The following is a 20,930-nucleotide window of genomic DNA, read 5'->3' as shown; positions in this document are numbered from 1 at the left end:
TGCCTTTTTTCCGGGTTCTTGAATTGTCTTTCATCGCTATTCCTAAACGTTAGGTGTTGCGACGTTGGCTGGAAAACGCCCGGGGATTATGGCCGCCGACACCCTCAGATACCCGGCATTACCCAGCGGACTCAAACGCACCTCGTGTCGAGCGTGTAATCACGATCCCAGTGTCTTACTGGGATCGACAACCGCTTGAGGGCAGGGTGAGCTCCTGGAGTCTTGTCCAAGATGATTGAGGTTTCGCGGTTAGTGCAGCTGCGAATGCTGCTAGGGAAGGCGGGCGGAGGGACGTGTCATCGAGAATCTGCGCGTCACAGCCTCCGCCTCGCGCCGCCTTGCGACATCGTGGACGACGAACTGCACGAAGTCCTCGTCGCGATCGCCGATGACAACGTCTTCCACGGTGTCGGCGGCCGGTTCGCCTGGCCAAACAGTCTGGCGCGTCGGTCGGTCTCGCTCCAGCCGTGTCCCCGAAGTGGCGACCCAGTCTCGCAGTCGCTGACGGGCATCCGCGAAGTCGCGATGCCAGCCGAAAGGGGCTGAGCCATGCTGGTCGGGGTCGTATGCGCCGAGCCAGTGCAGGTTCAGCGCGGAGAGTTCCCAGACGAGCTCGGGGTGCCGATGCCAGAACGGGGGCACGACGGATGCCGGCAGCCCGTAGGTGCGTCGTAGCCAGTTCACCCACCGGTTGAGTTCGATCCATTCGGCCTCGGCGTCGTCGGCGCTGAGCAGGTTCCAGTTGATCGGATGCGGCGGCTCCGTCGTGAGTGGCCGGTCGAGGTCGTCCAACGAGCTCTCACGAAAGGCGTCGTCGTGATCGTCGGATGCCCACTCGACCAAGGACTCTGCCATGGCTGGTTCACCGTCCCGAGCCGGTGTGAGCCACTTCCGTCTCGTGCGCTACTTCGGTATCCCGCGAGGTGTTCGAAGCGTCGCGATGGGTAAGGTCGACCTGATAGTTGGTGCGGGCCAGATCGTGGCCGATCTTCTTGGCGACGAACTCTTCGCGTTGGATGGTTTCGCCGTCGCGCTCGACCTGGAAGGTGCGCACATAGCCTTCTGCGACGAAGCTGTCGCCTTTGGCAAATCGGGCAAGAGCCCGTTCGGCGGTGGCGCGGTAGGCGACGAGGTCGTGAAAGGTCGGCTCAAGCGCGGTGAAACTGCCGCTGTATTCGTGGCGGAAGTGGGGCTGGCCGATGCGAACGTAGAAGCGGGTGTCACCGTTCTCGGTCACGGATTGCTGCGGCTCTGATGCGATGAAGCCGGACAGCGATTGCTGCGTGTGAAATGCCATGGGACCGAACCTCCTGTGATCGGGACGGACCATCGTGGTCCGCGCTCACTTAGAGGTGCGCGGCGCGCTCCCAGAGGAGATGGACAAGACAGCGGATGCCGGCTGGCTGTGGGGACGCCCACCGGGACGAGTGAAAACAGGTAGGAGTGTGCCTCATGCGAACGCGTCTGCATGAGGTACTTCCGCCGAAGAAAAAGAGCTTCGGGGCGTTTGCGACTAGTGGTACCCGACGAAGAGGCTGCTGCGTTGATTGGCTTAGTTCGTAGATTTCGCCAGGTTGCAGCGCAGATGTGCCAACACGGTGTTTTCGGGGGTATGGTTCCCACCTCGAGACAATGCCACAACATGGTCCAAGGTAGCCGACCACCCCTCTGGGTAAAGGATGCTCTGATCCACTTCCGCGCCGCAGATCTGGCACATCCATTCATCACGTAGGTAAATGTCTAAAGGGTCAAATTGCTCGATTCGAGCCTCGCTGCGAGCCCGACGCTCGTGGCGTGACGTGTTGGACGAAATGCGCTTGCGACGCTGCATCTCCGTTCGGTAGCGAGGTGACTGCATGGACGGCGGGTACTGCGGTGCTAGAACGGGACTAGCGGCTGTGCACTCCCACGTGAAGTAATCGACACCATCCGGTTGAAGATCGGTGATGTGTTCTCGACGCCACTCGCATAACACGCCGTTGATGGTGAACTTATGGTTCAGGGAGTCAGTGTGGCGCTCACCTGTTGGGCTGTGAGCACCAATTTCAAGCCGTGAACATGAACCGTCTGGGTTCGCCCCATTAATGAAGTGTTCACGGGTCTCTGCCACGGATATAACAATTTTCTTCGCAAAAAATGTTGCGGGCATATCAACGAGCTGAAAGCGCGTAATGATCCCGTACCGTTCAATGACATCGCCTGGCAACGGACCATATCCCTCCCACTCGATGGGAACTAGCTCGTCCGGAACCGTCCGGAAAAGTCGAGGTCCAGTTGTTCGTGGATTCGGCCGAGGACCGACAAGAACCTCGGCTCCTGCAAAACGGGCGGCATCAACCGTGGCGCTCCCACGACCGTACCTGCGCACGAGCAGGCTGTTGCAGTGCACGGAGCACACACGCCGGTCTCGATGCCCCCAATACGCAGTCTGGGGGACTGGATCACCGCAAACGACGCAGGATTCTCCACCTCTCGCGCGTCCCTCCGGATGCTTCAACGCTGCGTTCATTACCCGAAAGTATGCGTCCTGATCAGCCATTAGAACTCCCTCCACAAACTCTACGTGCCGAGAATATCGAGTTTGCGAACTTGCCGAACGCGCGAACTGTCGGATAGCAACATTTTCCCAATCTGCTCCTATCGATGACCGCCATGGTCCGAGGGCCCGTCACGGCGCGAACCGGAAGGGATCATGATGGCTGCTTGGGAGGGACCTAGACCGAATAAGTCGATTTTTGTTTCTTCCAGATGCCTGTACGAGCGCTTGTCAATCGGTCTGGCGGTCCGGTTTCTCCGTCGAATCATCCTTAACGGGCTCGCGCATGAGGTCCTCGATTTCCTGTCGGTTCGCTCGCAGCACCTTGGCATCGGGCCGGGCGGTCCACATCTGCAGGCTCGCGATGATCGGTGGGGCGGAGCGGAGCATGATCAGGCCAGTGCCGAAGGGCACGGTGCGGATGGTGTCGGGTGGCATGATCGGCACTCGTCGGATCGAGCGCTGCGAAGACCGCGAACCGCGATCGCCAATGGTCGTCGAGTCGATCGTTTCGTCGCGGTCGCCGATGAGGGTCGAGAGGTCGTGCAGGTCCCTGGAGTTGGATCCTCCGCCGAGAACGATCTTGACGATCGAGGAATCCCAGATGGTGCCGGCCGCGTTGTCGCTCCACTTCGTGCGCGCCTGCGCGAGCGACTGCAGCCCCGGCATTGTGGTGATGCCGGTCCCGCCCCCCTCCGCCATGAGCGTGGGAAGCGAGGGGAGCGGCGCGAGGTTTCCGATCTCGTCGAGCGCGAGCAGCAGTGGTGGGTCGAGTCGCGCACCGGTGCTTCGGGCGGCGATGCGGCGGGCGGTCTCGACCAGGTCCTCTACGAACGCCGAGACGAGAGCGGCCGAGTTATTTGAACCCGCGCCGGTCGCCAGCAGGTAGAGGGTGCCGTTGCTGCGTAAGAATCCCGCAGGGTCGAACCCCTCGCCTTCTGGCGGTGAGACGGCATCCAACACCCGTGGGTCAGCCAGGGCGCCCAGCGACAGCGAGACGCCCTGCCAGATGGAGTCGTGCGTGCGGGGGTCGGCCTCGAGTGTGGCCCGGAGCGAGTCGCCCCAGCCTGTGGCCGCGGCAGGCAAGCTCAGCAAAATGGATACCGCGTCGTGGGCGGCGGCTGGGTCGAGGGTCCAGCGAAATAGCTCGGCTGGCGAGCAGCGGTCCAGCGCTGCCGCGTGCAGCAGCGATTGCAGTGCCGTGCGGGTCTTGGCTTCCCAGAATCCGCCGCCGTCTACGCCGCCCGCGGCCAGTCCGGTTCCGGCGGCGAGCCCGGCCGCGCGGATCATGGCCGTGAGCGGGTCTTCGCAGCCGCGAATAGGCGACCACCGCAGTCCTACGGGCACGCCAGCCGCCAGTTGTTGCGGATCGAAGACCGCCACGGGGCCCAGCTGTTGCCGTGCGCGAAGCGTGGTGGTGAGGTTGTCGGGGCGGGTAGAGGTGGTGACGACAGGGCCTGGTGCGTCGAGGATGGCGTTGATCACGATGTGCGCGCCCTTGCCGGAGCGCGGTGGCCCGATCACCAGGATCGAGTCCTCGACGCTCGTCCAGACCGCGGTACCGCGCGATCGCCCGATCCGGTAACCAACATCGCTCGGGCTGGCCTTCGCGAGCGACGGTCGAAGGTGCGCCGCGCGCTTCATGATGGCCGAATGCGACGCGGCGCGAGCAACCTCGGCCCGGGTCGCGATCCCGGCAATGCGGTACGGGTCGACCTTCGTCGTGACGCCCCTAAATATGCGCCACAACCCAAACGCCAAAGCGGATGCCAGCCCCACCAGAACGATCGTCGTCACCCAATATGCGACCGGGTTCAGATCTGGTGCCCGCAGCGCTGCTGCCGGGTTGCCTGGGTCCAGAAGCACGGCGAGCCCGGTCTCCGGTCCGCCGGTGGGCTGCGCGGTCCCAATTGCCCAGGCCGCGACAGCAGCGGAGCCGCGAAGCAGCAGCGCCAACGTTCCCGCACCAATCAGGAGTCCAATACCGAGGTTGGTCAGCTCGTCCCCGAGGTCGGTCTGCGGTCGCTGGGTGGTCATCCGCTTATCAAGTCAGACGGCCGAAGCGTCGCGGAGGGGGAATGACTGGAGTTTGGCACGCAGGAGGAGCGGGCGCATACGGCGCGGGGCTCGGGGAGTCCGGCAGGCGTCATTTGCGCTTCTCGTTCCATGGACAAACCTCCTCAATCGAATACAAGGTGCGCAGTTATTGCCCTGACGTCATCCGCGCCGTCGTATCGAACGCCGCGAGCTCATCGGGATGCAGCTGGTGCTGCACGACGAAACTGCGATCCTTCACCCGCCACAACCCTTGACCGGTGCCAAGCGTAGGCAGTAGCTTCTGCTCGGTTCGGCTCAAGCCGAGCGCGCTCGCCGTGGATCCGAGCTGGTCGGGTTCCTGCCGGTAGACGATGCGCGTTTCCGCGTTGGCGAGCAGCGACGATGCGAGTGCGCGCATGGCGGATCCGGAGTCGCCGACGTTGTCGAGGTCGCTTAGCTTGTGGAAGATGAGCATGTTGGCGATGCCGAAGTGTCGGGCGAGCCGCCACTGGGCATCCATTCGGCGCAGCAGCGCAGGATACGCCATGAGCCGCCAGGCCTCGTCGTAGATGACCCAGCGCTGGCCGCCGTCTGGATCGGCGAGGGCGGATTCCATCCACGCCGACGAGCACGTCATCAACACGGAGATGAGCGTTGAGTTCTCGGCCACCCGCGACAGGTCGAGGGAGACCATTGGCAGCGAGGGGTCGAATCGCACGGTGGACGGTCCGTCGAATAGCCCGGCGAGGTCGCCGGCCACCAGCCGGCGCAGCGCATGGCCGACGAGGCGGCCGTCTGCGGCGAGGCGGCCCTCGTCATCCTCGGGGTTGGGGGAGAGGATGCGATCGACCACCATCGGCAGGATCGGCACCTCCGCGCTGCGCACGGTATCGGCCAGGGCGAGATCGATGGCCGTGTGCTCGAGCGGGCTGAGCGGTCGGTCGAGGACGGTTTCGGCGAGGGCGCCGATCAGGTCGCGACGCCGCGCGGTCAACTGCGCCGACCATTCGGCGTCCGAAACGGATGCTGCCCGGTGGCCTTCGTCGAGCGGGTTCAGCCGGTTGCGCAGGCCGTGGCCGAGGATGATTGCCTTGCCGCCGACGGCCTCGGCGACGGCGGTGTGCTCGCCTTTCGGATCGCCTGGCACGTAGACGCGTCGGCCGAAGGGGAGCGAGCGGGTGTAAAGGGACTTCGCCAGCGAGGACTTGCCTGAGCCGACGATACCGGCCAGCACGATGTTCGGCGCGGTGATCATGCCCTGTTGGTAGAGTACCCACGGGTCGTAGACGAACGACCCGCCCGAGTAGAGGTCCTGACCGACGAAGACGCCGGCCGAGCCGAGTCCGGCCTCGGCCAGAAACGGGTAATGGCCCGACAGGGTCGCCGTGGTGTCCTGGTGCTTGGGGAGTTTCAGTCGTCCAGGCGTGCGCAGCTGGGCAGGGCCAGCCTCGCCGGCCTTGGGCAAGTAGGCGCCCGATCGCGCTTCATCCCGCTCGGCGTGCCAGCGCGTGCGGGCCGCGTCGGTCTTGGCCTTCTGAGCATCCGCTTCGATCTTCGTGGCCTCGCGCCGGCGGGCGCGACGGTCGCGGCGCAACTCGCCGCGTGGCTCTACGAGCGCGGCCGTGTGCATCCGCTCAATTACATCGGTGTCTTTCACAGCGTGACCGTGCGCTCGGCCTGGCGCGTTGACCGCGGGGCGGCCCAGACGTCGTCTCGACGGGGAGCCGGCCGTGCCGGTACGCATTCAGATTCAAGCGGATGCCACCGTAACAGCGAAACATACCGGTAGGTCCTGCTGTAGGTCAGCGCGTACGGAGAGCCGTCGTGCTCGATGATGTGGTCAGTCCGGCCGGCGGGGATGCGGTCGTAGACGTACCCATTCTCGAGGGCGGCATCGGTCGTGGCATCGCCGAGATCCCGTGGCTGCAGGTAATCGAAGGCAGCGGATGCTCCGCTTCGGTCGATCAGGCCGAGGGCCTCGTCGGCCTCCGCTCCTTGCAAGAAGGCCACACCGATCCATCGAGATGTGCGGTTCTTCGTTTCGTACCCAGCCATGCGTCGCTCCGATCACGTTTTGCTTTGCACTGGAGGTGCGCGAGGCACTACGCGGCCGGAGACTGCGGTGACACAATTGGGTGAAGAGGCGCCGTACCCGTCTGAAGATTTGGATCTCGACGGTCCCGTGCAGAGGAAGAACCTTATGGCGACAATCGAGCTGCTCCACATCGCAGGCTGCCCAAACTCGGAAGAAACCCTTCATCGCCTGCAACGCGCAATTGCGAACACGATGTCCTCGAATACGTCAGTCAAGTCCACGCTTGTCGATTCCGCTGAGACGGCCGTGAGTCTTCTCTTCGCTGGATCGCCGACCATCCTCGTCGACGGTGTGGATCCCTTCCCCACGGACGGCCGCACGAGCGACCTTGCTTGCCGGATCTATCTCACGCCGAACGGCATGGCCGGAACTCCGACCCAGCAGCAAATCGAATCAGCGCTTGCGGCTCATGGATAGCGCCTCGGAATTCACCTGTTCCTGCTGCGGTCGCATCTATCCGCGCCGCAGGCTGCACGCACTCAGCGACAACGTCTACATCTGCCGTCGATGCGGGCTGTGGGTCGCGCTCAGGCTGCGGCACGATCAGCACTGACTTCGGTCGTGAGCTGCGGGGCCACCGGCAGATTGGCTCAGTTTTCACCGTCGCCGACGTCCACGGCGAAGCAAATACTCACACGCTCCGGCACAACGGCAATGCCGCAGCCGTAAACGCCTGCGCCTGCTGGCCCACGAGCCGGCGTGTCTCACAGGACGCCTGAATGGCGGCCTGCTCGATCGACGCGACCGCGGCATCGAGCTCGTCCACGGTCGCCGCGGTCACGCACACCAGTCCTGTCGTGCGCAGCACGCCATGCCCGGCGGTGAGGTCGGCCTCCTGGTGCAGGAGGTCGTCGTACTCGGCGTTGGCGGAGGCATCCTCTACTTGGCCGATGCGGGTGCGTTGGTGGGCATCGCTGATCAGCTCCGTCTTCTTCTTGCGCAGGTCGCGCGCGGCCTCATCGGCGCGCACGGGCAGGTAGTGCAGCGACACCGTGCGCAGGATGCCGTTGGTGAAGACGAGCGGCGACAGAAAGCCGGGGAACACCTGCGACCTGGGCCATTCGCTGATCCACAGCACTGCGTGAAACGCGCTGTCGGTGCGGAGATGATCCCAGCTCTCGGCGACCGCGACCGGGCCCGCCGTAGCCAGCGACCGCCCCACCAGCGGATGCCGCTCCAGATCGATACCAACGGCCGGGTCATAGGCGGTTCTCAGTATTACCGCGAGTTCGTCGGCGGTGAGCCAGCCGCCGACGGTGAGATCCGCCGCGCGCAGCGCCCCGGTGAGGGCCGTCATTTCCTGCCGCAGCACCGTCGCCGCACCGCGCATGCCGCCGCCCTGCGTGCGTACCTGCCGAGAGGCCGCACCGAGATCGAGTGACAGCGCGATCGTCGTCGCATGGCGTTCCCCGGCGGGCCCGGCCCGCTCGATCAGATCATGGTAGGTCGTCGCGGCCCAGCTGCCGTCGTTGACGCCGTGCCGCTCCCACCACTCGGCCAGGCCGGTGCCCGAATCGGGCAGCGTGCGCTCCGACACCTGCAGCCGCGCTATCCGCCCGGACCTGCAGGCCCCGGCGAGGACGCGTCCCCACCCGACCACGCGGCGATGCTGCTCATCCGGGTCGAGCAGCGCGAACGCCGGGTGCGACACCGCCACGACCGCGGTGAGCGTTTGCGCGTGCGGGTCGTGGATCATGACCGCTCCCGACTCGGGATCGTTCCACTCGCGCAGCGCGGCCGCATCGCCCGGCAGCGACAGGGTTCCTACCGGGCGCGGGCGGATGATGCGGCGCAGGTAGGTCAGCTGCTCATGCCCGGACCGCCACGCCCATCGGGTGACAACGGGCATCCACTCGACGATCTTGCATCCACCAATCGGAATGCCGGTGATCACCGCTGCGGTACCCCAGATCGGACTCGTCCACGCGACGCCCGCGGCACCGGCCGTGTACAGCGCGGCGACGACTGTAAGCGTGCCGATCGACAGGGCGACCAACTGCGGCACAGACAAACCGAGCAGCACGCCGCGCTTGGTCAGTCGCGAGAATTGCACGGGGGCGAGGCGGTAGTCGGCGTGGTTCGTGTCAGCGTCCATGGCTACGTTTCCTTGACCTTGCGTCCGGCTGGCAGTTCTTGCGGTGAAGCGGATGCCGATGGTCGCCGTGGGTTGGATGATGGCGCGCTCGGGGCGGTGGCGGTGCCGGCGGGCTCGGTGTGGGCATCCGCTCTCTGCGCGACTGCCCTGCCGATCTTCGGGCCGGCCTTGGCTGCGGTGCTGACGACGGCAGCTCCGGCCGCGACTCCTGCGGTGGCCACGCCGGCGCCAGCTCCAATTGCTGCGGTGCCCGCTCCGGCGCTTGAGCCGGCACCAGCGTTCGCCGATGCGCCCGCTCCCAAGGCACCGGCCGACGACGACGTGGGACCGGCCCCACCGCTGCTGGACGGTGCCGCTGATGCAGGACCAGCCTGTATCGCTCGACCGCTGCCGCCCTGGCCGAGAACCTTCTGCGCGCTGCTCATCATCGGTGCGCTCGGCACCGGCACGGGCCGGTTCAGCGCCGACTTGGCTTCCTGCTCGCTGGACATGGCGTGGTACATGTCGAGCCCGACGAAGTTGAGGAACTTGTAGGTGATGTAGGGAGCGAAGGCGGCGATGAACATCAGCACGATGCCGGCGATGGGGTCGCTGACGGAGGCCAGATCCGCATCGATCGGGGCCGAGACCTGCGCGACGGCCACCAGGAAGATCACGACGAGCACGAGCTTGGAGAGGATGAGCGCGACGACGAAGGCGACCCATTTGGAGAACCAGCCTTTGGCGGCGTCCCAGGTTGCGCCGGCGAGGGCGATCGGTCCGAAGACGATGGCCACCAGGAGTAGTGCCTTGCGTATGAGCAGGGAGAACCAGACGATGGCCGCGCCGCTGATGGCGAGGCCGGCGAGGAAGATCGTGAGGATTGCGCCGACGCCGGGGGCGCCGGGGCTGATCGCGGTGAGGCCTACGGCGAGGAGCGCGATGCGGTGGCCCATGCTTTCCATGGTGTTGCCGCTGGCCTGCACAATGCCGATAGACAGCTGGTCGGTGATCTCGAGGAGGAGGGCGGTGATGGTGATGATGACGAAGGAGCCGAGGACCGATTTGGCGACGCCGAGCGCGGCGCGAGAGAGCGCTGTGGGGTCGCGGTGTACGAGGCCGGTGATCAGTTGCAGGCAGAAGAAGATCAGGGTGACGAAGACGGCGAGGCCGAAGAGCACGTTGTAGACATCGATGTAGGTCGGGTCGGTGAGGTCGACCAGGGTGGTCGTGTCGAAGGCGGCCCAGACGGATTCGAACAGCCAGGCGGCGGTGGACCCCATGGCTGCGGCGAGCCAGTCGAAGGGTGCGGCGACGACAGCGGATGCGACGCCGCCGACGCCGGTGCAGACATCCGCTACGACCGGTACGTCGCCCACGCTCATCGGTTGCCTCGCGTCGGATTCGCTGGTCAGACGGACTGGCCGACGTTCCAGAAGAAGTTGACGAGCGTGACGGCGGCGCCGCAGATGATTGCGGCACCGCAGGCCACCATGACGCAGGTCTTGCCGCGGGAGGCGAGGTGGGGATTGGACGAGTTGGCGCCGAATCCCCAGACGATCGCAGCGACGATGAGGGCGAGAACGCTCAGCACGAGGCCGATGGTCATTACCGCGCCGACGATGACGCGCAGCTGCTCGATGCCGGGAAGTCCCGTGCCGTTGGGGTTGATGTCGATCATCGGTGGCTCCCTGTGTCGTTTGATGCGTACGTGGGAGAGGTGCGCACTGCGCTTCCGCGCTCTGGCAGATAGACCTTTTACCGTTCGGACAGTTGAGTCGCGTGCACCGACTGGGCACATGTCCGGGTCAAAGTAGACACAGAACAAAGGGCACAAAAATCGAGCAGGTGTAAGCCGACCATGGAGGCGACAGCGAACGACAGGTCATCCTCGAATTTAACGCAGGACGAGCGCATCGCCGTCGGAAAAGTTATCTGCGTCCGCCAGCCGATCACGTCGTTGTAGCGGATTCGTCCTTGATTTTTTCCTATGCCCGGGCCAGACTTCTCCGATCCTCGCCAGCAGCAGCTCGCATCTAAGATTTTCGTCGTAGGCCTCTGCCTCAGGTGCGGTAGGCACTCTCCAACAAGCGTGTCGATACAAGACTTTTCACCCTTGACAACTTCTTTGCCATACCGTGCGAGACGGCGATCAACCGGATCACGCTTACGCGGCGAAGCCCGTCAACCGGGCTCGCGGCTCCTGACTACCAGCGATTGCATAGAAAGAAAATTTTCCGGGGTCAACGGCTGCGACGAGCTCGCCGAACGATAATCGGGCTGGATGCGAAGGATCTTGGCATTGCGACGGAGAACCTGGCGAAATGGTGGCAGACCCATGTCGACCAGGGTTCGTCGTTTCAGGCGGGTCAGCTCGTGATCATTGACGAGGCCTCTCTGGCGGGCACGATGCCGCTGGATCGGGTCACCGCACTGGCTTTGGACGCGGGGGCGAAGGTACTGATGGTCGGCGACTACGCGCAGCTGCAGTCGGTCGACGCCGGCGGCGCGTTCTCGCTGCTCGTGCATGATCGAGCGGATGCGCCCGAACTTGTCGACGTGCACCGCTTCGTGCACGAGTGGGAGAAGACGGCATGCCTCGGGCTGCGCCAAGGCCACCCGGATTCGATCGACTTCTACGCCACGCACGACCGGCTACGTGATGGCAGTACCGAGGCGATGGCGGATGCTGCCTACGTGGCGTGGCGGGCGGACATCCGCTCGGGCAGGTCGACCGTGCTGATCAGCGACTCGAACGAAGCGGTCGCGGCGCTGAACGTGCGCGCTCGCACCGAGCTGATTCTGGAGGGTCGGGTCGACGCGCTGCACGAAGTCGCGCTACACGACGGAACTCGGGCCGCCGTCGGCGACACGGTCATCACCCGCCGCAACGATCGGCGGCTGTATGCGTCGCGCAGATGGGTGCGCAACGGCGATCGGTGGACTGTGAATGGCGTGCACCGGAACGGTTCGGTTGAGGTGCGACGGCAGGGACGGCGGTGGGGGAGCACGGTGCTGCTGCCCGCTGCGTACGTCGCTGAGCATGTCGAGCTGGGCTACGCGGTCACCTCGCACCGGGCGCAGGGAATCACGACCGACACCGCGCACGTCGTCGCGCCGAGCATGCCGCGCGAGAACCTGTACGTCGCGATGACGCGGGGTCGCGAGGCGAACATCGCCTACGTCCCCGTCGACCGGCCCGATGTTGCCCACGTCGGGCCGCGGCCGGGTGACGCTGCGGACGTGACGGCGCGCAGCATCCTCTGTGGCATTCTGCAGCACGTCGGTGCCGAGCTGTCGGCGCACGAGACTCTGGCGGCTGAGCAGGATGCCTGGGGCTCGGTGGCCCAGCTCGCGGCGGAGTACGAGACCCTCGCGGCGGCCGCGCAGCACGCCCGGTGGGCTGCTCTCGTGCGAGCGAGCGGGCTCTCGCCTTCGCAGGTTTTGGATGTGGTCAATTCGGATGCCTTCGGCCCGCTGACCGCGGAGCTGCGGTGAGCCGAGGCTCACTTCGTCGATGTGGCGAGCCTGCTGCCGCGGGTGGTTGCGGCGCGCGGGTTTGAGGATGCGCAGGACATCGCGGCGGTGCTGCGAGCCAGGGTCGCGGCAGTCGTGTCGCGGGACAACGGCGCAGGTCGAACGCGCCGTGCGCCGCGTCTCGTCGCGGGGCTGATTCCTCGTGCGATCGGCCCGATGGACGCTGCCATGCACCAAGCCTTGGCCGAGCGCGCCGACCTGATCGAGTCGCGAGCGGCCGCCGTGCTCGACCAGGCGCTGCTCGCGGGGGAGTCCTGGACTCGAGCACTCGGTACTGTCCCGCGCGGATCATTCGCCGCCACGTGGCACCAAAACGGATGCACGGTCGCGGCCTACCGAGACCGCTACGGCATCACCGGCGCGAGAACGCTCGGCGCGGAGCCGGAGTCGGCGGCCCAGAAGTTGGATGCCGGTCGTGCTCATGCCGCGTTCGTTTCGGCCCAGCGGATGGGTCAAGACCGTCGGATCGATGGTCCGAGTGGATTGAGGGGAGTTATCTCGGGGCTTGCTCGCTAATGGCAATCTCGGGCCTGCAGTCACAGGTGAGCGGATGTCCACCGTGACAATGCCTGTCCGCGGCCGATATGGTGCGGCCAAGTATTCGCGCCCTAATCGAGAAGCTCATGCCCCGGGCGGCACGATCAACCCCGCGACAAGAGCTATGGGTCGGGGTGCCCTGGCTCCGCGGCGCTGCGGACAACCGGTCTGACTTGGCCCGTGCGGCACTTTCGCAAGCCGCCATCCAATTCTGCAGTATTATCAGGCAATCCTCTACTGCGCGCTGTCGCTCGGTGCGATGGTATTACTTTCAGTGCCTCCAGGTTCTTGTTGCCGAACATCTGAAAGGCCGCGCCAAGTTCGTTTCCATCCGGCGTTAACATCCTTGCCGCCACAGCCCGCGGCTACTTCTTCATACTCCGATTCATCCCGATCGCCATCGTGATTCACGCGATCCCCGCAGTGCTCGGTGAGCCGGGGCGGTAAATGTGCACGAAGCCTTGAGACCCGACCTCCACGAAGTTCTGAGATCGACTGTTCCAGATGTCACGCGATTAATTGCCAAATAGCTGGACTGGAACTTCCATCAGGCGGTACTTGCCAGCAGCACCGACTGCACGCGATCACGCAAAAGGAGCAGAGCGCGCTCAATGGTCACACCTCACCACCAGTTGCAGCGGGCTTCAGGCCTTATCAGGGCGGCCGCTTGGCTGATCCTCTGCAGGAGCTTGACAAGGATCGCCTATGCCGAGGCCCTGAGAATCGAAGGGATGGCGCGCTCGGTCTCGAGGTGGAAGACCAGTCCTGCATCGAGGTCAAACCGCAGAGTGAAGTGGGTCCTTAGCAAGGCGTTGTCGCGCTGAACGCGCTGCATCCAGACATGTGACGAATTCAATTGGCAGTTCGGCAATTCGGTCAAGAAACGTTTCAAGCGCCAGCATCCGTCCACCGCGACCAATGACCTGTGGGTGGAAGGTCAAAGTGCAAACTCCACCCGGTTCCCGCTCGGTCATATAGAGCACGTCCTGGTAAAAACTTTCGAACATATCATTTACTGATTTCAAGCCCGACATAGTGAAGGCCGGCGAGCGAACGAATTCGAGGTGTGGATAGTCATCCAAGGTCCATGAGACGGGAACCTCGATGACGTCACTTGCGGTGCCGAAAGCGTAGGCAGAATCGCGATTCGAGAGGTCGCCTGATCGAGCAAAGTACGGGGTGTAGTCCGTTCCCATGAGGCTGGAATCGTACTCGCAGCCAAGCTCTTGGATGATCCTGATCGTAGACTTCGTGAAGTCAAAGCTGGGGGTTCGGTGTCCCAGAACATCTTTGCCACTGATTGCGGCGAGGATGTCAGCGGAGCGCCTGACCACCACGCGTTCCGCGTTCTCGTCCAACGTCGAGACTGGTTCGTGGCAGTATCCGTGCAGAGCTAGTTCGTGTCCTGCGCGGGCAATGTCGAGGCACTGTGCGCGGTACGTCTCGGCCGTGTGCCCCGGGATGAAGAAGGTGCTGGGGATCCCGCGCGCGTCGAGTGCGCGGAGAATCCTCGGGATGGCATGGGCTCCGAATTCCCCGCGAGAAACGGGACCAGGCGTGTCCATTTTCCGGGCTAACCAGAGTGAGATCGCATCAAAATCGAACGTGACGCAGACTGACGATTTCTTAGACATGGGCATCCTCCAGAATGGGTTCAAAAACTTGCTGAGATGACCGGCGCTCTGCGTCAAAAATGGTGTCCAACGACCACCGTACGTAAGGATTCACGCACGCGAATTCGGGCGCTATAGCCATTGTCCGCTCGTCCAGATCCATCAGAATTGAGTAGAGCGTGGTCGTGTGTTTGATCTCAGCTTCCAACGGGTCAGGATGGCGGCAAATGCTGTCAGGGTAGGAGAAGTGATCCCGCAGTCCCGCAACGATTTGATCTTCCTTGAGAATTTGACCGTGACGTTCGAAGAGACGACGAAGCCGTGGAGACCGGATTAATGACAGAGCTGAGGTGGAAACGAAGCGATCCACTACGTCAATCTTGGACTCGAAATGATTGGCGTGGGTGATGATGCCTCTTTCGGGAAGAACGTGACCGAAAACGTCTGGAGCGAGCTCCAGGTCAATGGCCTCGCCGCCGGCTGCCCCCAGCATGATATTGCCTGAGGAAATCCTCGTGGCCGAAGTGACGCGTTTGATGGCACGGCTCAATGTGTCGGCATTGAGGGCGCTGCGGAGCAGGAAGTGATACGGAATACCTGTGCCGCTTCGGTCCCGATTGGAGACCAAGAGGTTCGCGCACGCGCCTATTCCTGCTGAGTTGAGTCCACTCTTAGCGAGCATCCCCGCTTCCGTCAGTGTAAGAACGGAGAAGCCTTCCGTGTCCCGCGTCGCGAGCAGGAAAGTCACATCACGTTGTTCTGAACGCCAGTCCCAGTTCTGGCCTATGACGGTATGGGCGGTTCCCATTCGCTCGGGGAGGACGGCATATGAAGTACATCCCTCGTCACGGTAGCCGGTCCCGTAGAGGAGCTCGGTGCGCGCGTTGAGTGCTGTAATTGTTTCCACGGGAATGCCGGAGCCTTCCGACACGCCCATCAACATTGCGCTGATCCTGGGATCGAAATCTTCTACCGCCTTGTAGTAGGTACTTCCCCAGCGGTGGATGTCGGAATCGCTCAGCTTCGCTTCATTCCGGTACCTGCGGGCGTATGTTTCCACACTCCGATGAATGAGGTCGCGCGTTGCCTCACCTATTTGGCCGCCCATTTCGTGGTCGCTGCCTTCAACGACGACCAAGTCTGGGGAGCCTGGGATTATCGTGGCGTTCAACTCGTCTTCCTACTTCAGCTTCGACTTGGCGGATTCGGGCATCAGGAACAGGATGACCAGTAGGGTGACAACGGCAGCTCCGGTGGGGATGATCGCTGCAGTTATCGGTGAACCGGTGAGTTTAACAACCCCGGTCGCCATGAACGCCGCGGTACCGCCGAACGCCATCACGGAGAAGTTATAGCCGATTCCGAGAGCCGAGTAACGGACGTTCGTGGGAAAGAGTTCGCTCAGTGCCGCAGGGCCGGGTCCTGAGAAGGCTGCCAGAATTAGCGCCAAGAGAATCTGCCCGAAGTAGACTGCAGCGTCGTTTCCGGAGTTGAAGATTGCGAGAATCGGAAAGCTAGAGACAACGAAGCCTGCCGCACCGGCCAGAAGAAGGGGGCGGCGGCCGATTTTGTCAGACAGGAGTCCGAACACAGGAATTGAGAGCGTGAAAACAACGAGAGCGAGCAGGTTTGAGGTCTTCGCGACGTTCGCGTCCACGCCGGCAACCTGGGTGAGGTACGTGGGAATATAGGTAAGGAAGAAGAAGTAACCGACGGTCCACACCACGGTGAACCCGAAGCCCTTGAGAATCGCGGGGAATTGTGTTTGAAGGGCCACGAGGACCGGCCGTTTGGCGACAGTACCTGCGGCAACTTCCTTCCGGAAATGGGGAGTGTCGTCGAGTCCCATTCGGAGGATCAAGGCCGCGATGGCCGTGATCGCACCAAGGAAAAACGGCACTCGCCAGGCCCACTCAAGCATGGTGGCTTCATCGAAGATTGATGCGTTAAGGGTAACGACGGCCGCGGCCAGCAGAAATCCTGCCCCTGTGGACACCTGGTTGAAACTACCGAAGAATCCTCGTCTATTTGCCGGAGCATACTCGACGAGCATTGCGGCAGAGCCAGCCCACTCGCCAGCTACTGCGAAGCCTTGGAGTAGCCGCAGGACAACGAGCAGGATTGGTGCCGCGATCCCGATGGATGAATATGTTGGGAGGAAGCCCATGAGGACTGTTGTCACGCCCATGAGTGCGACAGACACAACGAGCGCAGCTTTGCGCCCCGCTTTGTCGCCGTAATGACCGAAAAACAAGGTTCCGAGGGGCCGGGCAAAGAATCCAACGGCGAAAACGGCGAATGTAAGCAGAATTCCTGAAGCACCTTCGGCCGCCGGGAAGAACAGCTGACTGATCCAGAAAGCCGAGTACGCGTAGACCAGATTGTCGTAGTTCTCCATCAGGTTACCGAAGCTCCCAGCGACGACGGCACGGACCGGGTTCGATTTCGTTCCCAGGCCCTCTCTGAGAGCAGTTGATGATTGTGACAAGACAAGTCTCCTTTACGACTTTGTGCCGAACCGGGGATGACGCACGAACCGGAGCATGGTGAGATGATCCTGACGGCGGTGCGATACGTTCTCAGCGACACAAGCTGGAAGTACAATCGAGTGGTATTGAAAATACTGACTGACTCGCCTGATTGGCACATCGGCCATTTGACCGATTGTGTCGGCGAGGTCCTTACGGGCGGAAGGCCGCGTTGGCGACAGCGGAGGGGCTAATCACCCGGTCGACGCCATTCTGGATCTGGTGTACGAGGTGAAAGTGACTTGACGACGCGTCAAGAGGGTTATCAACATACTTCCGCTCGTGCTGCTGAGGCCCTCTGAAGCGATACTGTCCGGTAACTCCACGATATGAAATCGTGCTCAGAATGCTTGCCGAGGCGGCGAAGTCCCAAGGCACATTGATCTGTGACCAGGACGCCGCGAGCAGGTTGACTAAATCGAAGTGGATGGGGGCGGTTCCGGATCCCGCGTCTTCGCCGAAACTGGCCGAGTAATTCTGGCTAAATTCGCGGAACGAATCATTGGCGTAGCCGCCAATCACGGTTGCCCAGACGAGTCCTTCGGCTAAGCGGCCAGCTCTTTTGAGAAACCCAGGAGCCGAAGGGGCCCAGACAGAGTAAATCAAGGGACTATGTCCAGACGTTTGAATTTCTCGGAGAAATGCTAACAAATGTCCTTCGATGAAAGTTCCTAACAAAACGACCTCGACGCCTTCGCGCGCAATGCCGCGAATCGCCTCACTCCATCCCGCGTTCGCCTCCTGATCATCCACGAAGGCAATATCTATTTCCCAGTTTCCGCGCTCACCGAGGTCGAAAGCTTGCGCTGCAACCGCACCGGTTTTTTCGCCCTTTCGAAGGATCAAAAGGACTTTGCGCTGGCCGGGGTTCCATGGTGTGCTCGACTCAATCATGTTGAGCGTGCGAAAGAATCCGGAGATATAGGCATGTTCGCTGGCGGCGACGGAGAATACTTGGTCCCGGGCAGCGTCGGAACTTCGCAGGCTGTCTGTCAACGAGGGCGCCACCATGGTGTGAAATAGTGGGGCTCCGTAGTCTCTGTTTGCGTTGAAGATCAACCGCGCCGTATCCTCGTCGAGATTCCCCAGTGTGATGGCGTCAACGTTCTTGGAGTGCAACTCCGTTAGGGCTGCCTGTCCGTTCGAATCGATTGGAACGACTAGATGTGCGAGAGGCCGGCCGTTGACGCCGCCTCTGGCATTGATCTGCGCGATGGCCAGTCGACTAGCCTGCACTAGGCCGCGCGCCTCCCACCGGCGGGTGACTGAGGTGCTGTATAAGGAACCGATCAGGATGGCACGCTTTTGAGGATGGAGCGGCAGCCGGGGCGGTCGAGTCGGCGCGGCCGGGGACGCGTTGCCCGCGTGATCAAGCAACATCCAAAGTTGGGGGGAAGCTTGAACCGTTTCGGAGTCAAGCAATGGTGCCAAGAGTGCTTCCATGGACACGGCTATGGACGCTGCTGCACTGCGGTTGGACACTTTGAGCTTCACCAGGATCTTCTCTATGTGCGTGGCCACGGTGCTTCGACTGCAAAACATCAAGCTGCTGATTTCAGCATTGGTGAGCCCGACGGCGAGGCCGGAGAGAACCTCGTGCTCACGGCGAGTGAGATTCCATGGTGACTCGGAGGGGATGACCTCCAAAGTGCAGGTGGCTTCCTTGCCGGTACCCATTCGATTGATTTCGATGTATAGAATCACGGTGGAGTTCGGTCGGTAGAAGTACCGAAGCGTGTTTAATGTAGGCAGATTGAGTGCGCGTTCTGCTTGGACCGCCAATAAGGGGTGTTGGTCAAAAAAACCAACATCATCGCAGTGTTTGCTTCCATTGCCGCGAAGGAGCAGTCGATGGTACATATTTCTCTTGAACTCCTCAGAAATTCTCGACGGCCGGAAACGCGCGCGTAGACTTGCATGCCGTATAGGGCGACCACGTATCTGCATTACAGGCGTTAACGACGTCGGCAAAACGTTGTCTTCCTCGGCTGGATCTATCTCCACGGTTCTGTCGTGCTCGGTCCAAAGCTATGAAGAAATACGATACACGTACCGGTGATGCGGCACGCTATCCTAAACGCAACTTTGTCTCGGCTCCGACAAGGGGTGACACTAGGAAACCGCGAATACAGAGAATGGAAGCGTCCTGTATTTCATACCCCTGGCGTTTGGGCCTCATCGATCCGCTTCGGAACATTTGTTCTTGGGTGCTGGGGAGATTGTTTTCAGATGGCTGCAGGCCACCGAAGGTGTTGTGAAACCTTTCGACAACTCGGGTTTTTCAGCCATGATTTGACTGTGAAGTGACAGAGGCACTGCTCCGCGTACGACCCCAGCTGTAAATTTGATTGCAGGGTCGCTCACTTTTGTTGAAGCTCCTTGAAAAGTAGGCAGCTTTTATGATCTATTTGTTCCATAGTGGCCGGTGCCCCTGTTCTCAAACGGCATCCTGAGCCTAATCTTCGGGTGGGAGTTAACAGCGGGCTCATGTTTGTGATGATTTTTTCAATGACGGTTGCAAAGTATGCCAAAAACGATGGTGGAGAAGTCGTTTGTGCGTCTAAGTAGAATCAAACCACTGGTTCTAAAGCGCTGAGTGAACCGTCTGTAAGTCTTTCTAGTGGCCAGCCCCAGGCCAGCCACAAGAAGGACTTACAGACGGCTCACGGAGCGGTGTAGATCGGTTTCACCACTCGTTTCATCGCATCTCAATCCTTCTTCGAGGCCAGCTTGAACGTGTTGCGGATCAAGTGGATGATGCACGTCTGAACCGTCGTCAACGGCCACACGTTCCCGACGACGTCAGGCAATCCCTTCAAACCGTCACAGATCAGGAAGAACGTGTCGGTCACACCACGGTTCTTAATGTCGGTCAGGCAGACATCCAAAAACTTGGCGCCCTCACCGCCGGTGCCGGCCCATAACCCGAGAATGTCCTTATCGCCGTCCAGAGTCACGCCGATGGCCGCATAGATGGGCCGGTTGGCGACCTGCCCATCGCGGATCTTCACCACGATCGCATCAATGAAAATTGCCGCAGTCCAACGGGCGGGACTGCCAGGTCTGCATCTCCTCGACGACCTCGTCCGTGATGCGGGAGATTGTCTCCTTGGACACCTGCGCACCATAGATCTGGTTGAAGTTCGCGCTGATTTCCCCGGTTGTGAGGCCGCGGGCATACAACCACAGCACGATCTCATCGACGCCGGTCAGGCGGCGATGTTGTTTCGGCACGATCACCGGCGTGAAGGAGCCGTCCCGGTCGCGAGGAACCTGAATGGTCACCGGCCCCGTCGAGGGGTTGATCACCGTCTTGGTGGCGAGTAGTCCGACTCGGCACGGTTAGTCCACGTTGTTGGTGTGTAATCGCGTGACATCGTGGACAGTGGATCTCAGCACTTCGTGGACGCGGGGTCTCATGGCTTCGTGCACATCTACCGTCCTGGCTCACAGAGCACTGCGGGGAGATCAATCTGACGCTGGGCGAACTGTGTCTGATATTCCGCGTTCTTGCGTTCCCAGGGTTTCGTTGGGTGGGTCACGCCCACGCCTTCGGAATTTGTCAAGGTGAATGAGGCCAGTGGGAGTTTAGGCGGCTAGTTCGAGCCCNTTGATCCAAGCCGTCGCGGGAATGGACAGGATCTTTGGTGCGTGGCTGGTGCTGAATCGCTCGGGGAAGCGTGCTCTGGCCGCGTCCAGCGTTGCTGCTCGTTCGATGGCCTTCGCCTCGGCGAGGCCGTAGTGCACGTCAGCTGGCGAGTTCAGGCCGATCCCGGAATGGCGATGTTCGTGGTTGTAACCGTCGACGAACGAGGCCATGAACGTCTTCGCGTCGGTGAGGGAGCCGAAGCGTTCGGGGAACGTCGGAGCGAATTTCAGGGTCTTGAACCACGCCTCGCTGTAGGGATTATCGTTACTTACCCGAGGCCTCGAATGCGACTTGGTAACCTCCAGATCAGACAGCAACGCCGCG

The 20,930-nt window shown here is 62.0% G+C and carries 17 protein-coding genes and 1 pseudogene; 3 read left to right on the top strand and 15 right to left on the bottom strand.

The features are described from left to right. Positions 1 to 270: 270 nt before the first annotated feature. The 6 genes from CXY70_RS00505 to CXY70_RS00480 all read right to left on the bottom strand — a co-directional run bounded on the left by CXY70_RS00505 (position 271) and on the right by CXY70_RS00480 (position 6,628). Positions 271 to 855, bottom strand: coding sequence for a hypothetical protein (locus CXY70_RS00505; protein WP_104190458.1), 585 nt, complete (start codon positions 853 to 855; stop codon positions 271 to 273). 7 nt (positions 856 to 862) lie between these two features. Next, positions 863 to 1,297 carry a single-stranded DNA-binding protein gene (locus CXY70_RS00500; RefSeq protein ID WP_104190457.1) on the bottom strand — a complete coding sequence of 145 codons (435 nt, stop codon included), beginning with the start codon at positions 1,295 to 1,297 and terminating at the stop codon, positions 863 to 865. A 255-nt stretch (positions 1,298 to 1,552) separates the two neighbouring features. After that, positions 1,553 to 1,717 (bottom strand): HNH endonuclease, encoded by a 165-nt coding sequence (locus CXY70_RS18570; RefSeq protein WP_369851284.1) that lies wholly within the window; start codon positions 1,715 to 1,717, stop codon positions 1,553 to 1,555. A 1,050-nt stretch (positions 1,718 to 2,767) separates the two neighbouring features. Beyond that, the gene (locus CXY70_RS00490; protein ID WP_104190455.1) at positions 2,768 to 4,573 is read right to left on the bottom strand and encodes a TraM recognition domain-containing protein; all 1,806 of its coding nucleotides are present in this window, start codon (positions 4,571 to 4,573) and stop codon (positions 2,768 to 2,770) included. 166 nt (positions 4,574 to 4,739) lie between these two features. Beyond that, positions 4,740 to 6,203: an ATP-binding protein gene (locus CXY70_RS00485; RefSeq protein WP_104190454.1), complete on the bottom strand. Its 1,464-nt coding sequence runs from the start codon at positions 6,201 to 6,203 to the stop codon at positions 4,740 to 4,742. A gap of 23 nt (positions 6,204 to 6,226) precedes the next feature. Beyond that, positions 6,227 to 6,628 (bottom strand): hypothetical protein, encoded by a 402-nt coding sequence (locus tag CXY70_RS00480; protein ID WP_104190453.1) that lies wholly within the window; start codon positions 6,626 to 6,628, stop codon positions 6,227 to 6,229. 145 nt (positions 6,629 to 6,773) lie between these two features. Here CXY70_RS00480 and CXY70_RS00475 point away from each other — a divergent pair, with 145 nt between their 5' ends. After that, entirely contained in the window at positions 6,774 to 7,085 is a 312-nt protein-coding gene (locus CXY70_RS00475) for a thioredoxin family protein (protein ID WP_104190452.1), read from the top strand. A 214-nt stretch (positions 7,086 to 7,299) separates the two neighbouring features. Here the strand turns inward: CXY70_RS00475 and CXY70_RS00470 are convergent, their stop codons facing one another. The 3 genes from CXY70_RS00470 to CXY70_RS00460 are packed head-to-tail and all read right to left on the bottom strand — an operon-like array spanning position 7,300 to position 10,423. Further along, a complete protein-coding gene (locus CXY70_RS00470) occupies positions 7,300 to 8,763 on the bottom strand; it encodes an SCO6880 family protein (RefSeq protein ID WP_104190451.1) in 1,464 nt (487 codons plus the stop codon). 2 nt (positions 8,764 to 8,765) lie between these two features. Next, positions 8,766 to 10,127, bottom strand: a complete 1,362-nt coding sequence (locus CXY70_RS00465; protein ID WP_104190450.1) for a conjugal transfer protein TrbL — start codon at positions 10,125 to 10,127, stop codon at positions 8,766 to 8,768. Positions 10,128 to 10,153: 26 nt separating this feature from the next. After that, entirely contained in the window at positions 10,154 to 10,423 is a 270-nt protein-coding gene (locus CXY70_RS00460) for a DUF6112 family protein (protein WP_104190449.1), read from the bottom strand. A gap of 536 nt (positions 10,424 to 10,959) precedes the next feature. On the opposite strand from CXY70_RS00460, the gene CXY70_RS00455 reads away from it, so the two are divergent. Continuing rightward, positions 10,960 to 12,240 (top strand): ATP-dependent RecD-like DNA helicase, encoded by a 1,281-nt coding sequence (locus CXY70_RS00455; protein WP_369851279.1) that lies wholly within the window; start codon positions 10,960 to 10,962, stop codon positions 12,238 to 12,240. A gap of 21 nt (positions 12,241 to 12,261) precedes the next feature. Further along, positions 12,262 to 12,795: a hypothetical protein gene (locus CXY70_RS18565; protein WP_369851278.1), complete on the top strand. Its 534-nt coding sequence runs from the start codon at positions 12,262 to 12,264 to the stop codon at positions 12,793 to 12,795. Positions 12,796 to 13,592: 797 nt separating this feature from the next. Here CXY70_RS18565 and CXY70_RS00450 read toward each other — a convergent pair. From CXY70_RS00450 to CXY70_RS00425, 6 genes and pseudogenes are all read right to left on the bottom strand, one after another. Further along, entirely contained in the window at positions 13,593 to 14,450 is an 858-nt protein-coding gene (locus CXY70_RS00450) for a polysaccharide deacetylase (RefSeq protein ID WP_104190448.1), read from the bottom strand. Beyond that, on the bottom strand, positions 14,443 to 15,567 hold the full coding sequence (locus CXY70_RS00445) for a C45 family peptidase (protein ID WP_199183312.1): 1,125 nt from the start codon (positions 15,565 to 15,567) through the stop codon (positions 14,443 to 14,445). The genes CXY70_RS00450 and CXY70_RS00445 overlap by 8 nt, the downstream gene beginning before the upstream one ends. 42 nt (positions 15,568 to 15,609) lie before the next feature. Beyond that, a complete protein-coding gene (locus tag CXY70_RS00440; protein WP_199183311.1) occupies positions 15,610 to 16,917 on the bottom strand; it encodes an MFS transporter in 1,308 nt (435 codons plus the stop codon). 193 nt (positions 16,918 to 17,110) lie between these two features. Further along, entirely contained in the window at positions 17,111 to 18,817 is a 1,707-nt protein-coding gene (locus CXY70_RS17650) for a LuxR C-terminal-related transcriptional regulator (RefSeq protein ID WP_199183310.1), read from the bottom strand. A gap of 851 nt (positions 18,818 to 19,668) precedes the next feature. Next, positions 19,669 to 20,272 (bottom strand): annotated as a pseudogene (locus CXY70_RS00430) (IS256 family transposase); the annotation flags it as partial. A 273-nt stretch (positions 20,273 to 20,545) separates the two neighbouring features. Beyond that, a partial coding sequence (locus CXY70_RS00425; protein ID WP_146066006.1) for an integrase core domain-containing protein occupies positions 20,546 to 20,930 on the bottom strand: 385 nt, incomplete at its 5' end.

The organism is Cryobacterium sp. Y82 (assembly GCF_002929495.1).
GTDB classification, from domain to species: Bacteria; Actinomycetota; Actinomycetes; order Actinomycetales; family Microbacteriaceae; genus Cryobacterium; species Cryobacterium serini.
The sequence above is the reverse complement of the archived record's forward strand: the minus strand, read 5'-3'. Positions and strand labels throughout refer to the sequence as shown.

Bases quoted from the DNA above. Each gene is read 5' to 3' on its own strand.
- CXY70_RS00505 (WP_104190458.1), bottom strand. From the start codon at position 855: ATGGCAGAGTCCTTGGTCGAGTGGGCATCCGACGATCACGACGACGCC.
- CXY70_RS00500 (WP_104190457.1), bottom strand. From the start codon at position 1,297: ATGGCATTTCACACGCAGCAATCGCTGTCCGGCTTCATCGCATCAGAG.
- CXY70_RS18570 (WP_369851284.1), bottom strand. From the start codon at position 1,717: ATGTGCCAGATCTGCGGCGCGGAAGTGGATCAGAGCATCCTTTACCCA.
- CXY70_RS00490 (WP_104190455.1), bottom strand. From the start codon at position 4,573: ATGACCACCCAGCGACCGCAGACCGACCTCGGGGACGAGCTGACCAAC.
- CXY70_RS00485 (WP_104190454.1), bottom strand. From the start codon at position 6,203: ATGCACACGGCCGCGCTCGTAGAGCCACGCGGCGAGTTGCGCCGCGAC.
- CXY70_RS00480 (WP_104190453.1), bottom strand. From the start codon at position 6,628: ATGGCTGGGTACGAAACGAAGAACCGCACATCTCGATGGATCGGTGTG.
- CXY70_RS00475 (WP_104190452.1), top strand. From the start codon at position 6,774: ATGGCGACAATCGAGCTGCTCCACATCGCAGGCTGCCCAAACTCGGAA.
- CXY70_RS00470 (WP_104190451.1), bottom strand. From the start codon at position 8,763: ATGGACGCTGACACGAACCACGCCGACTACCGCCTCGCCCCCGTGCAA.
- CXY70_RS00465 (WP_104190450.1), bottom strand. From the start codon at position 10,127: ATGAGCGTGGGCGACGTACCGGTCGTAGCGGATGTCTGCACCGGCGTC.
- CXY70_RS00460 (WP_104190449.1), bottom strand. From the start codon at position 10,423: ATGATCGACATCAACCCCAACGGCACGGGACTTCCCGGCATCGAGCAG.
- CXY70_RS00450 (WP_104190448.1), bottom strand. From the start codon at position 14,450: ATGTCTAAGAAATCGTCAGTCTGCGTCACGTTCGATTTTGATGCGATC.
- CXY70_RS17650 (WP_199183310.1), bottom strand. From the start codon at position 18,817: ATGTACCATCGACTGCTCCTTCGCGGCAATGGAAGCAAACACTGCGAT.